The sequence below is a fragment of the Peribacillus sp. NPDC046944 genome, assembly GCF_050272735.1.
In the GTDB taxonomy this organism is placed as follows: Bacteria; Bacillota; Bacilli; order Bacillales; family DSM-1321; genus Peribacillus.
Genome location: NZ_JBNNML010000002.1, coordinates 470,003 through 484,221 on the forward strand (window position 1 = coordinate 470,003; position 14,219 = coordinate 484,221).

Consider the following 14,219-nt stretch of genomic DNA (forward strand, 5'->3'; position numbering starts at 1 on the left):
AGCTGAACATACGTGCAAATGTAGAAGGCAGAGAATCTTTAGATGTTTTGAAGGAGGAATATGACTTAATGAACAAAGAAGTGATTCCTATTAAAGAAATTACGAATTTTCAATCACGTGCTGATGAGTTTTTCCCGATTGAATGGTACAAAGAAATGCTTCACGATCATCCTGTCTATTTCCATGAGGGAACGAATACGTGGAATGTGTTTAAATATGAACATGTTAAACAGGTGTTAAGTAACTATAAGGTTTTTTCAAGTGAAGGACCTAGAAGTGCTATTTTCGTTGGAGCGGGTAAGAAGGCAGAAAAACCTTCTTCCATAACGAATCTTACATTGGTGGATCCACCTGCACATCGGAAGAGCCGCTCCTTGTTAGCAGCCGCTTTCACCCCGCGCAGTTTGAAAGAATGGGAACCTCGTATTCACCAAATTATTAGCGACCTTGTAGATGACATTCCAGCTGACTCAACGGTCGATATTATAAAAACATTCTCTGGCCCTTTACCTGCTATGGTTATCGCGGATTTATTCGGGGTGCCGATTCAAGATCAACACCAGTTCAAAGAATGGGTGGATATCCTGTTCCAACCTTATGACGAAGCAAGGTTGGAAGATATCATGCGTAAAAAGGAACAGGCGGCAAAGGAATATTTCCAATACCTATATCCGATTGTCGTTCAGAAACGTTCGAATCTGTCAGATGATATTATCTGTGACTTAATCCGGGCAGAAGTGGATGGGGAAAGGTTTACGGATGAAGAGATCGTGCAGGCGACGATGCTCCTATTAGGCGCGGGTGTCGAAACGACTAGCCATGCGATCGCGAATTCTTTCTATTCATTACTTTATGATGATCCGTCAATCTATGGAGAACTCCGGAATGAGCCTGAATTGATTCCGAATGCAGTCGAGGAAATGCTACGGTATCGGTTCCACAGCTCCAGACGAGATCGCACGGTTAAAGAAGATAATGATTTATTAGGGGTTCCGTTAAAAAAAGGGGATACCGTCATCGCTTGGATGAGCGGCTGCAATCTGGATGAAGATATGTTTGAGAATCCTTTCAAAGTAGACATCCACCGTCCAACTAATAAGAAGCATTTGACCTTTGGAAGCGGGCCACATTTCTGCTTAGGTGCACCGCTTGCACGATTGGAAATGAAACTGGCTTTGGAGCTTTTCACAAAGAAATTCTCTCGTATCGAACCTGTCGAAGGGTTTGATTTAGAACAAAACTTAACCGAATCCGCCACTGGACAGTCCTTAACGTATTTACCGGTCAAGGTCTATAAGTAAGAGAGGAAATTGCAATGCTTTAGGGACATCAGAATACTCTGATGTCAGAGTTTAGACAAAAGGGGGTCGGAATTATTAAGTTCCGATCCCCTTTTGAAATTCCTTTCGAATCTTCGCCTAAACTTGCCGTATCCAATTTGCCATCTTCTATACATTCAGGGCAGGCTCCATTTTAAGAACTAATAATTCTATTGTAAAACAATCATGACTTAGGAAATAGGGTTTTATCTATGAGTTAAAACAAAGTTGATAGGAACGGAAGGTACGAGACTCCTGCGGGAAAAGCGTGTCTACGGGAGACCCCGCAGGCGAAAGCCGAGGAGGCTCGCGGACCGCCCGCGGAAAGCGAGTACCTGGAGTGGAAATCAACGTCCACATTGTACAAGCCATACAAACTCGATTTTTATAGAGTTTGTCTACAGTCTGGCATCAGAATACTTCTGATGTTCTTTTTGCCATTATTTTCAGCGGGAGAATCAACGATCAGTAAACTTTCTTAATGCTGTGGTGTGCTCGAAATAGTCATGAATGATTCCTTTAAATTGTTTGCATAGCAAGAGAGCATTAAGAATATAAAACAAATTTTACGAAAACCTAATCAAGAAAATACTTATAGATAGATTCTGCAAAAGACCAAGCAGGCTTTTAGGAATATCCAATCCAAAATAGTATAATAGAACGTATATGAAAGTTGATTTAGAAAGGGGCTAACTATTATGGCACAATCATTAAAAAATAAAGTAGCAATTGTTACCGGTGGGGCAAGAGGAATCGGGAAAGCAACGGCTATCGCACTAGCTAAAGAAGGAGTAAACGTCGGTTTACTTGCAAGAACAGAGGCAACTCTAAAAGAGGCGGCTACCGAAATTGAAGGGTTAGGCGTTAAAGTGGCCTATGCAGCGGCTGATGTTTCATCAAAGGAACAAGTGGAAGCAGCGATTGAATCTTTAACAAAAGAGTTAGGGAATGCAGATATTCTAATTAATAGCGCGGGTATCGGAACATTCGGTACGGTTATGGAAATGGATCCAGAAGAATGGAAACAAATCATTGATACAAACTTAATGGGCACCTATTATGTAACACATGCTGTACTGCCTCAATTAATCGAGAAAAATGGTGGGGACATCATCAATGTGTCTTCCACAAATGGATTGAGTGGAGCCGCTACATCAAGTGCATACAGTGCATCCAAGTTTGCCGTGATTGGTTTTACAGAATCCTTGGCACAAGAAGTTCGCCGCAACAATATTCGCGTGTCTGCTTTGACACCAAGTACGGTGGCAACAGATCTTGCGCTTGACCTAAGCTTAATTAAGGAAAATAACGATACAAAATTCATCCAACCTGAAGATATTGCAGAATTCATCGTGGACCAATTAAAGATCAATCCACGTATGTATGTCAAAACAGCAAGCTTCATCGCAACGAACCCATTTTAATGCCGTTTATTTTCAATAAATAAAGAACTAAAAGAGTTAGTTATCCAAAAGGATAATTGACTCTTTTTTTGTTATGAAGGCATCTAAGTTAATGAGAATAATTTCTGGTTTTCTGGAGAAATTTATCAATTATAGGTTTTCTTTTTTCAAAACGAAGGTATAGAAGAAGTATTGTCTAATTAGTTAGTAAACGACTTTTAAGAAATTAAGGGACGGCCCCTAATAGATAGATGAGCGGTTATCTAGTAATCCTCACTACTGAGAATATACGATATTTATTGAGAAAGAAAAGTGTAATTCATTTTACGTGCATTCTTTACGTGCATACGCTATAATAGTTTTGTATTGATTATAATAATTATCATTTAATATTTAATATAAATGATAATTCCCCTTATAAACTGGAATACTAGTGAAGTAAGGGCCACTATTTTTAAGGAGGTTTTCATTTTGGCAGAGAACAAAGATATGAATGCTCCAAAAGGACAGGATCAAGAAAAAGATGTGAAACGCGATACGTTGACCACGCGTCAAGGTCACCCTGTGACGGATAACCAGAATATCCGAACAGTAGGTAATCGCGGTCCCGCTACACTTGAGAATTATCATTTCATCGAAAAGATTTCCCACTTTGACCGGGAGGAAGTGCCGGAGCGTGTGGTTCACGCACGTGGTGCTGGAGCATTTGGCTATTTTGAAGCATATGGAAAAGTCGGAGATGAACCTCCAGAAAAATATACACGGGCGAAAGTATTTTCGGGTGCTGGGAAGCGAACACCACTCATGGTCCGTTTCTCTACCGTGGCAGGATCGAAGGATTCGCCAGAAACAGCACGGGATCCACGCGGTTTTGCCGTGAAAATGTATACGGAAGATGGTAACTGGGATCTTGTCGGTAACAACCTGAAAATTTTCTTTATCCGTGATGCGATGAAGTTTCCTGATATGATTCATGCATTCAAGGTGGATCCAGCATCGAACGTGGCGAATCCTGAGCAGATGTTCGACTTTGTTTCCCGTTCACCTGAAGCTACGCATATGATTACATTCCTATTTTCTCCATGGGGCATTCCAGCTACATACCGCCATATGCAGGGTTCTGGAGTGAATACTTATAAATGGGTGAATGACAAAGGCGAAGCTGTGCTTGTAAAGTATCATTGGGAGCCTAAGCAAGGCATCCGCAACTTAACCCAAGAAGAAGCAGACGCTATTCAAGCGAAGACCGTCGCCCATGCGACACAGGATTTATATGAATCCATCGAGCGTGGCGAGTATCCGGAATGGGAACTCTATGTGCAAATCATGGAGGATGACTACCATCCAGAACTTGATTTCGATCCGCTAGATGATACAAAACTCTGGCCGGAAGATAAATTCCCATGGTTGCCAGTCGGTCGTATGGTCCTTGATCGCAATCCGGTGGATTACCATGCGGAAATCGAGCAGGCCGCCTTCGGTACAGGGGTCCTTGTCGACGGAATGGATTTCTCCGATGATAAAATGCTCCAAGGCCGTACGTTCTCCTACTCTGATACGCAACGCTATCGTGTAGGTCCGAACTATCTGAAATTGCCTGTGAATGCTCCGAAAGTGCCTGTCCGTACGAATCAGCATCGTGGTCAAATGGATATTCGTGACCCGAAAGAGAATGGTGAAAATCCATCGATTAACTATGAACCTTCGATGATCGGCGGGTACAAGGAAGCAAGCAAAGAAGAGCGTCCACAGCACCGTCCGAGCTATAATGCGGCGGTAATGAGCGAGCCGATTGACCGTCCTAATAACTATGGTCAAGCGGGCGAAACATATCGCAGCTTTGAGGACTGGGAACGTGATGAATTAATCAACAACCTATCCAATGCACTTGCAATATGTGACAAACGTATTCAAGATGCCATGGTTGAGCACTTTACACAAGCCGATGAAGAATATGGCCGCCGTGTGAAGGAAGGCATCGAAATGAAAATGAAAGAAATCAAGGAAAAACAGGAAGAAGGCAAGATTCCAGGCCGTGAATCAGGTAAGTCGAAATATGGCCAAGGTACATTAGCGGCTAATGAAGCGACTAAAGATGCCGTGAAGAAAAGCCACGAAGCCGACCCTTATTAAGAGGCAATAAAACAAAGCAGCTGTCCCGAAGTCGGTGAAAACTGACGGGCGGGCAGCTTTTTTTTAGTCTTTGGTTAAAGAGTTCTTGTTATTTCGGTGTCCCCTTTATTGGTACCAATAAATGCCGGAAATTGGATAAAATATGTTAAAATATAAGGGGATTATAATCTCCTGATCAATATGTAAAAGAAATAACGAATAGGGAAATGGGGAATGAAAATGGATGTGAGATTTCCAATTGGGGAATTACAAGTACCTGAACAAGTAACACTAGAAAACATTCAAGAATGGTTAAAGGATATCGAAACATACACCGTTCAATTAAGAGAAACTGTTGACTCATTAAGTGATGACGAATTAAGGAAAACATATCGTGAGGGTAGCTGGAATATTCGTCAGCTTGTTCATCACATTGCAGATTCCCAGTTGAACATGTATCAACGTTTGAAGCTGGCTTTGACAGAAGAGAACCCAACGGTACCAGGTTTTGACCAAGAAAAGTGGGCCATTCAACCGGACACTGAACTTCCCATAGAAAGTTCCATTAAAATGCTAGAGGGGATAAATGAGCGTATCGTTGCTTTAGGGCATAGTTTAACCGAAGAGCAAGTACGTCGGACTTTCACTCACCAGGAAAATGGTGAAATAACAGTGGCAAAAAAAATCGCAAAATTAGCTTGGCACGAAAAGCACCACTTAGCCCATATAAAAATTGCCTTATCGAAATAACAATTGAATAGAATGGGCTTATCGAATGTCGATAAGCCATTTTTTAAAACAGGTATCCACTAAAGGGTGTAGCAAATCAGCTAAATGTCTTCAATTTCTTGATTGAAAAATTGTCCTCTAATAAAGCCCAGTTTTGGGGGTAAGGGAAACCTAGTGCCCAGTAGCTGATACCGCGGAGCTTATATTGCTTTGCGAGTTCAAACTTGGCTTGGGCGCTCCGTGCATCTTCAAACCATACTTCATGCGTTTTCCCTTTTTCGTCTGAATAGCGGAAAAAGGGTGATTGGGCGACCGGATCATATTGAATGGGTGCTCCGTGCTTAACGGCCCTTCTTACGGCTTCTTGTGGGCTGAATGTCTCGGCTTCCTGGCCTTTAACATGTGGGAGGAGCCAATCCCGTGCATATATTTGGAACCCTAAAAAGATCTTTTCTGCAGGAATCACCGTCAAGGCATACTCCACGACCTTCCTCATTTGGTCGAGGGGAGAGATGGCTTGAGGAGGACCCATCCGATATCCCCATTCATACGTCATGAGCACGACGAAATCGACAATCCGTCCATGCGCTTCATAATCATGTGCTTCATATAACACACCAGCTTGCTCTTCGCTCGTCTTGGGCGCAAGGGCAGTGGAAACCAAATAGCCTCTAGCATGAAGGCGCTCAACGGCCAGTTGCAGGAATCGGTTGTAATCCTCGCGATTCTCGGGCAATACATTTTCAAAATCGATGTTTAGTGCGGTATAGCCTTTGTCATCCATCACTTCAAGCACATTCCTGATGACCTTTTCCCTTAATGAAGAGTTGGACAAAATGACTTGGGCTAGGTTGGATCCGGCTTCCGTTGAAGTGAAGTTCGTAATCGACATCATGGGGACGATGCTTTTTGAAATCGCGGCGTCGACCATATCTTCATCATTCAGTCCTTCTAATGTGCCATCTTCCTTGATTTTATAAGCAAAAGGGCTGAGGTAAGTAAGTAGTTGGCCGATATCTTGGATGGATTGGACGGCTGCATCACTTGATTGATAGGTATAAGCATTCACTTCTATCGCTCGTTTCGACCTTGGGATGATGAGGTTCATTCCTACATAAATCGTGTTTGGGTCTTCGATTTGATTGACACTCAAGATGGCCTGAACGGTCGTGCCATACCAAACGGAAATGTCCCATAACGTTTGTCCCGACTGAACGACGTGTGTAATGGGCGGGATATATAGAACACTGCCTTGGTAAAGTACGTTTGGGTCGGTAAGTTGATTGGCTTGCATGAGTGCTTGAATGGTCAGTCCATATTGCTGGGCAATCGACCATAAGGTTTCTCCGGCTTCAACGATGTGAGAGGTCCCGATGTGAGGAATAACCAATGACTGGCCAAGCGTTAATTGGCTTGGGTCGGATAATGCATTTAATTTAACAATTGAATCGATCGTTACTCCATAGCGGTTTGCAATTTTCCATAACGAATCGCCACTGCTTACTACATAGATAATCAACAGAACTCCCCCTTAAGTCATTTCATTCATGCATTCTATGTAATAGCCGTTTAAATGTGTATTTACCTATGGAGTTTTTCAAACGCGATTGCTTAAAAAGGGTCATCTTGATGTGGAAACGGTATAATAAATGGGCATATGCAGACATTAAAAACGTGCATAAGGACCATGCAAATGACTATTTTTGTTTTAAATATGAGGAAAAACCAGTACAGACATGACTAAAGAAAAAGGGGGATTCTATGACAAAAAATAATGAAACAGGATGGAACTTCGAAAATAGCTATGCTGGACTTCCAAAAGCTCTTTTCACCCTTACCGACCCGATTCCAGTAAGTGCACCAGAATTGATCATTCTCAATGAAAAGCTGGCTGCTACTTTAGGGCTGTCCGCGAAAGAATTAGAAAGCGATGAGGGTGTGGAAGTACTTGCTGGAAACGAGATTCCTGAAGGAGCCTTGCCCCTTTCCCAAGCATACGCGGGTCACCAATTCGGTCATTTCACAATGCTAGGAGACGGGCGAGCGGTGCTCTTGGGTGAGCAGATTACGCCAGAGGGGGAAAGGCTGGACATCCAGCTTAAAGGCCCAGGAAGAACACCCTATTCACGCGGGGGGGATGGACGCGCGGCACTGGGTCCGATGTTACGTGAATATATCATCAGCGAAGCCATGCATGCGCTGGGGATTCCCACATCGCGTAGTTTGGCTGTCGTGAAGACAGGCGACCCGGTCTATCGGGAAACCGTGCTACCCGGTGCGGTTTTAACGCGAGTGGCTGCCAGCCATCTTCGTGTCGGAACTTTTCAATATGTTGCTAAGTGGAGGACAATCGAGGAACTGCAGGCCCTTGTCGACTATACCATCAAGCGTCATTTTCCAGAGGTGGAAGCTGCTGAAAACCGAGCTCAATCGATGCTAAGGCAGGTCATCAAACGACAGGCCAAGCTTATTTCAAAATGGCAGTTGGTTGGCTTCATACATGGGGTGATGAACACTGACAACATGACCATTAGCGGAGAAAGCATCGATTACGGCCCATGTGCCTTCATGGATACCTATGATCCGGAAACGGTATTCAGCTCCATTGACGTTCAAGGCCGTTATGCCTATGGAAATCAGCCGTACATTGCCGCTTGGAACCTAGCCCGATTGGCGGAAAGCCTACTGCCACTGTTGCATGATGATCAGGAACAGGCCATTCAACTGGCGCAGGATGAGATCTCGGAATTCAATAAGTTATATCATACACATTGGTTCAAGGGCATGAGGGCAAAGTTGGGCATCTTTGATGAAGAGGCAGAGGATGAAGCGCTGATCGAAGGACTCCTCGACATGATGAAGAAGCATCGGGCAGACTATACGAACACCTTCCGTGCCTTAACGTTTGAAACAAAAGGGGACGCAGCCCTTTTCGATTCTCCGGAGTTTGAAGAGTGGCATAAGTTGTGGCAGGAGCGAGTAGGGCGTCAACAGGAATCGAAAGAATCTTCGAAGAAGCTGATGCAAGAAAGTAATCCTGCGGTGATTCCACGAAACCACCGGGTGGAAGAAGCATTGGATGCTGCGGTGAAAAAAGGCGATTACAGTGTGTTGGAACGACTTCTGGAAGTACTCTCACACCCATACGCGCATACGAGAGATCAGGAAGCATACGCAACAGTACCTGAATCATGCGGCCCGTACCAGACTTTTTGTGGTACTTAATGAAAAAAATAACTCGAAAAGATGATTCCTATTGGAGTCATCTTTTTTTCTATAGGTATTCGGGTTGAAGAAGAATCGACCTCTGTTAAAAACTTTTTAGATACATTATCCTATCATTTTAGAATAAAAATATCTTGAATTGTTACTTTTGGTATATGGGTGACGAATAAAACTTTAGAAAATTAATAGATTTATAAGGCAAAGTATTTATTAAAGTGATAGATTTAACTTTGGATATAATTTATCGAATAATCTAATCAAGTTAATTTCGTAGTGTGAAAGTCTTTTCGATGAAATAGAGCACTTTTATATTATAATTTTGTGTTAAGAAAGTTGTTTGATGATGATTAGTCGTGAATAATGAAAAATTGAAAGAAGGTTTTGTATTTGAAAAGAAATATTTGGGTAAAAGTTATTTTCATGCTGATGTTAGCGTTATCGGTATCATTAGGCAGTACAGCTCAAGCGGAAAACACAGATTCATTAGTTGAGGAGAGTGTGGCTCCTCAAAGCATTACACTAAACAAATCAACTGTATCAATCAAGTTAAATAAAACGGCTCAGTTAACAGCGACTGTAAACCCCGCTGATGCTACTGATCAAAATATAAACTGGACGAGTGCAAACCCTAAAATTGCAGTAGTAGATGTAAATGGAAAAATTAAACCGGTTAATGCAGGTACTACAACTATTACTGCTACTGCAAATGGCAATCCATCTATTAAGAAAAGTATTACAGTAACTGTAATAAAAGTGCCAACAAGTTTGAAGTTGAGCAAAGCATCTTTAAATATCACAAAGAAACAAACAGTAAAAGTAACGGCGACCGTTGCTCCATCGGATGCTACAAATAAAACAGTTGTATGGAAAAGCTCCAACACTAAGGTGGCAAAAGTAGATTCAAAAGGTAATATCAAAGGAATCGCGAACGGTTCTGCTACCATTACGGCGACCGCAAAAGATAATAGTGACGTTGTGAAACAAGTAAAGGTGAAGGTCTCTACAAAAACTATAAAAGTAAATAAAACAAGCTTAACTGTAACAGCAGGTAAAGCAGGACAGCTTACCGCAACTGTTTCCCCATCCGATAGTATGGATAAAACAGTGAAATGGACAACCTCGAATAAAAAAATCGCAACGGTTAGCAGCAAAGGTAAGGTTACGGGCAAAGCGAAAGGAACCGCAACCATTACAGCAAATGTTAAAGATGCTAAAGCGGTTAAGGTGAAAGTAACGGTTAAATCACCAATTGTGGCAAAGTCTGTAAAGGTAAATAAGACTTCAGCTACAATCGTTCAAGGAAAGACATTAACCTTATCTGCAACAGTGAGCCCAAGTAATGCGGTAAACAAAACAGTGAAATGGTCGACTTCCAATAAAAAAGTTGCAACTGTCAGTAGTAAAGGGAAAGTCAAAGGCGTTGGTGTAGGGACAGTAAAAATTACCGCTACCACTACAAACGGCAAAAAGACTTCGGCAACGATCAAAGTGAAAGCGAAACCCTACGTGAAAAACTTAAGTGCCGGTACTTGGAAAGCAGGCAAGGATATTAAAGCAGGGCGATACAAGATCACGACAAATTCAGGAAGTGGAAACTTAGTTATTGGTATGGGCACAGATCGCTTTATAAATGAGGTCTTAACTAGTGAATATGATGATTTTGGAGTAAGAGTAGTTACAACGGATATAAAAGCTGGAGATAAAATTAAAATAAGTGGTTTGGACAGTGTAAAGTTTACACGTGTATCGAACGTTAAATCCAATACACTACATGCGGGATATTGGACAGTAGGTAAGGATATAAATGCCGGAAAATATAAAATGGTTACATCAGACGGAACAGGGAATTTAATCATTAAAAGAGGTAATAGCCTACTTGTAAACGAAATTCTCACAAGTGAATCTGATGGTTTTGGAGTTAAAAGTGTAACCAATACACTTAAATCTGGAGATCGTATTTATATTTCTGGTTTGAAAAAGGTTGTTTTTAAGAAAAAATAAATAAAATTGAACGAGATTTTCTAAGAAATAATCCAGTTGTTGATTGCAACTGGATTATTTTATACATGTATATCACTTTCAAACCTGTCAAAGAAACGAAGTAAATAATAATGAAAAGAGCATTCCCAATAGCCAAATTAGACTTTTGGGAATGCTCTTTAACATGCTATAAAACTTTTTTCACTTCTTGGTATTCTTCCTCTGAAAAAACCCGCGAGCGTGTGATGAAATGTTGGTCTTCCACGCTATCAAGTGAGAAATCCGGGCCTCGTCCTTCAGTTGCATCGATGATCAGTTGCGTGTGCTTCCAATAATCGTATTGGCTTTTATGCATGTAGAAGGGTACATCGCCAATCGCACCGAGATGGATGTCTGCATCCCCCAGTTGAAAATCTCCTTCTCTATAGCACATCGGAGAAGATCCATCACAACAGCCGCCGGATTGATAAAACATGATAGAGCCATGTATTTTTTTAATAGAGTCTATTAATGTAAGTGCTTCGTTCGTTGCAATAACACGTTCTACCATGTTTGATCGTATCCTTTCGATTTAGAAGAATCCTTGAGCGTCTTTAGCGTAGCTTACTAATAGACATTTTGTTTGTTGATAGTGATCAAGCATCATTAGGTGATTTTCACGGCCGATACCTGATAATTTGTATCCACCGAATGCTGCGCCAGCAGGATATTGGTGGTATGTGTTTGTCCAAACACGACCAGCTTCGATACCACGACCAGCACGGTAAGCGATATCTCCACTACGAGACCATACTCCAGCTCCTAAGCCGTAAAGAGTATCGTTTGCGATTTCCATTGCTTCATCGAAGTCTTTGAAAGTAGTAACAGCAAGTACTGGTCCAAAGATTTCTTCTTGGAAGATACGCATTTTATTGTTTCCTTTGAAAACAGTTGGTTTGATGTAGTTACCAGTTTCAAGTTCTCCATCAAATTTGTTTTCTTCTCCACCGATAAGTAATTCAGCGCCTTCTTCTTGTCCAAGCTTGATGTAAGAAAGGATTTTTTCTTTTTGTTGATTAGAAGCTTGAGCACCCATCATTACTTCAGTATCAAGTGGGTTACCAACTTTAATTTGTTTAACGCGTTCTAGTGCACGTTCCATGAATTTGTCATAGATTGATTCTTGGATAAGAGCACGTGAAGGACATGTACAGATTTCGCCTGAGTTCAATGCGAACATAACCATACCTTCGATTGCTTTATCTAGGTAAGCATCGTCTTTATCCATTACATCTTCAAAGAATACGTTAGGTGATTTACCACCAAGTTCAAGTGTTACAGGAATGATGTTTTCAGTTGCATATTGCATGATTTGGCGACCAACTGCAGTTGAACCAGTGAAAGCAATTTTAGCAATACGTGGGTTTGTAGCAAGTGGTTTACCAACTTCGATACCGAAACCATTAACGATGTTAAGAACACCAGCAGGGATGATATCTTGAATTAATTCAACCAACACCATGATAGAAGCTGGAGTTTGTTCAGCTGGTTTCATGACGATACAGTTACCTGCAGCTAGAGCTGGAGCAATTTTCCAAACAGCCATTAGAATTGGGAAATTCCAAGGGATGATTTGTCCAACAACACCAAGTGGCTCTTGGAAGTGGTATGCTACTGTATCATTATCTATTTGAGTTGTGCGGCCTTCTTGAGAACGAATGGCACTTGCAAAGTAACGGAAGTGATCGATTGCCAATGGAATATCGGCATTCAATGTTTCACGTACTGCTTTACCGTTGTCCCAAGTTTCAGCAACAGCGATCATTTCTAAGTTTTCTTCTATACGGTCAGCGATTTTGTTTAAAATGCGAGCGCGTTCAGCAGGAGTAGTTTTTCCCCAAGCAGCTTTTGCAGCATGTGCAGCATCTAATGCCAATTCGATATCTTCAACAGTAGAACGAGCAGCTTTTGTGAATACTTTACCAGTTACTGGTGATTTATTTTCGAAATATTGGCCTTTAACGGGTGCAACCCATTCTCCACCAATAAAGTTATCGTATTTTTCTTTGAATTGTACGACAGAACCTTCTGTATTAGGATTAGCATAAATCATAGTTGTATTTCTCCCCTTTAATTGGTTTAGAAAACTAACCCCGATGAACACGATTGTATTAACAATGATAGGGAAATCATCCAGGTCTGCTTTCTATCTCTATAATCGTCTTTTTTCGACAAAAACACAAGCAATAAGAACTAGAAAAATAGATTACTAATAGCATTTTTGTAAAAATGTGGCTAATTTCGAAAGGAAATCACCCTAATTATTCCATAATTTTCTCGATATTTCCTGTTCTTAGAAACACTGAAAAAAGAAAGTTATTTCGGAATATTTCCTATTATTCTTTTAAATGATAGTGGCCGATCAATTCTCCCGAAGGGGCTGTCCATTGTCATTAAATCAGAGCCATCTAACTAGGAAAGCATGGGAATTTCGGTAATAGTACCAGGAGCATTAGTGATTCCCATGAATGACAAATGGATTGAGTAGTAACCAACCGTCCTTTCCCTTAGCATTTCTTATCTGGAAGAAACCATACCGACAATAAGGAAACTTGAAACTAATCGAACTATCGTTAAAGATGTGAATTTCCCCTTAATTATAGGAATAGAAAAATACTTATACTGGATCAATACTTTTCTTATATAATGTTAAAGTGATTTGAAATGATTTTTTTACTTGAAGAATTATGATCGATCATACATATATAGGAGGGATACGGTATGAAGAAATTTGGGTTTATCTTTTTAATGGTAATGATGGCGTTGCTTGCAGCCTGCTCATCTGAAGGTGCATCGAAAAAAGATGAAGAGGGGGCATTGAAGGTCGATAAAGGCCTTCTAAATGTAGAAGTGACATTGCCTGCTTCATTCTTTGAAGGTGAGGACATCGATAGCGTCATTGCTGAAGCCAAAAAAGATGGTGTAAGTAAAGTGACGAAAAACGAGGACGGATCATTAACGTATAAAATGCCGAAGTCTAAGCATAAGGAAATGATGAAAGACTTAGAAAAGAATGCGGAAGAGACAATGGAAGAGATGAAGAATGGCAAAGATTATCCATCCATTAAAGAGGTCTCTCATAACAAGGCGTTTTCAAAGTTTACTTTAGAAGTGGATAAAGAAACATATGAGAATGGTTTCGACGGTTTTGCCGCCATGGGACTAGGGATAACTGGCATGTACTATCAAGTTTTTAATGGAGCAAGCCCGGATGAGTATAAAGTTACGATATCGGTTAAAGATACGGCGACTCAAAAAGTCTTTGACGAAGTCGTCTACCCGGATGATTTAGAGGGTGAGGAAGAAGCCAAGTAACTTCCTGCGTGTTAAAAAAGTATGATATGAAGATAAGAGGCATGAGAGTACAGGAGAAATCCATACATCTCATGCCTTTTTACATATACAAAGGCTA

At 41.2% G+C, this 14,219-nt stretch carries 10 protein-coding genes; 7 read left to right on the forward strand and 3 right to left on the reverse strand.

The window, feature by feature from the left end:
- Positions 1–68: 68 nt before the first annotated feature.
- The 4 genes from ACQKIC_RS05280 (at position 69) to ACQKIC_RS05295 (ending at position 5,584) form a co-directional block, all read left to right on the forward strand.
- Positions 69–1,301, forward strand: a complete 1,233-nt coding sequence (locus ACQKIC_RS05280) for a cytochrome P450 (RefSeq protein ID WP_427591549.1) — start codon at positions 69–71, stop codon at positions 1,299–1,301.
- A 716-nt stretch (positions 1,302–2,017) separates the two neighbouring features.
- Positions 2,018–2,743, forward strand: coding sequence for a 3-ketoacyl-ACP reductase (locus ACQKIC_RS05285; RefSeq protein ID WP_402871658.1), 726 nt, complete (start codon positions 2,018–2,020; stop codon positions 2,741–2,743).
- Between the two features lie 450 nt (positions 2,744–3,193).
- Entirely contained in the window at positions 3,194–4,855 is a 1,662-nt protein-coding gene (locus tag ACQKIC_RS05290; protein WP_402871656.1) for a catalase, read from the forward strand.
- A 219-nt stretch (positions 4,856–5,074) separates the two neighbouring features.
- Complete coding sequence (locus ACQKIC_RS05295; RefSeq protein ID WP_427591547.1) at positions 5,075–5,584, forward strand: YfiT family bacillithiol transferase; 510 nt, start codon at positions 5,075–5,077, stop codon at positions 5,582–5,584.
- Between the two features lie 76 nt (positions 5,585–5,660).
- Here the strand turns inward: ACQKIC_RS05295 and ACQKIC_RS05300 are convergent, their stop codons facing one another.
- Complete coding sequence (locus tag ACQKIC_RS05300) at positions 5,661–7,082, reverse strand: LysM peptidoglycan-binding domain-containing protein (RefSeq protein ID WP_402871650.1); 1,422 nt, start codon at positions 7,080–7,082, stop codon at positions 5,661–5,663.
- Positions 7,083–7,324: 242 nt separating this feature from the next.
- Between ACQKIC_RS05300 and ACQKIC_RS05305 the strand changes: the two genes are divergently transcribed.
- Positions 7,325–8,788 (forward strand): protein adenylyltransferase SelO, encoded by a 1,464-nt coding sequence (locus ACQKIC_RS05305; protein ID WP_427591546.1) that lies wholly within the window; start codon positions 7,325–7,327, stop codon positions 8,786–8,788.
- Between the two features lie 387 nt (positions 8,789–9,175).
- Entirely contained in the window at positions 9,176–10,789 is a 1,614-nt protein-coding gene (locus tag ACQKIC_RS05310) for an Ig-like domain-containing protein (RefSeq protein WP_427591545.1), read from the forward strand.
- A gap of 166 nt (positions 10,790–10,955) precedes the next feature.
- On the opposite strand, the gene ACQKIC_RS05315 is transcribed toward ACQKIC_RS05310, so the two are convergent.
- Both ACQKIC_RS05315 and exaC read right to left on the reverse strand, forming a co-directional pair.
- Entirely contained in the window at positions 10,956–11,318 is a 363-nt protein-coding gene (locus ACQKIC_RS05315) for a DUF779 domain-containing protein (protein ID WP_402871643.1), read from the reverse strand.
- A 21-nt stretch (positions 11,319–11,339) separates the two neighbouring features.
- Entirely contained in the window at positions 11,340–12,860 is a 1,521-nt protein-coding gene (gene exaC / locus ACQKIC_RS05320; protein WP_402959024.1) for an acetaldehyde dehydrogenase ExaC, read from the reverse strand.
- Between the two features lie 668 nt (positions 12,861–13,528).
- Here exaC and ACQKIC_RS05325 point away from each other — a divergent pair.
- Positions 13,529–14,122: a hypothetical protein gene (locus ACQKIC_RS05325; RefSeq protein ID WP_427591544.1), complete on the forward strand. Its 594-nt coding sequence runs from the start codon at positions 13,529–13,531 to the stop codon at positions 14,120–14,122.
- The last annotated feature ends 97 nt before the right edge of the window (positions 14,123–14,219 follow it).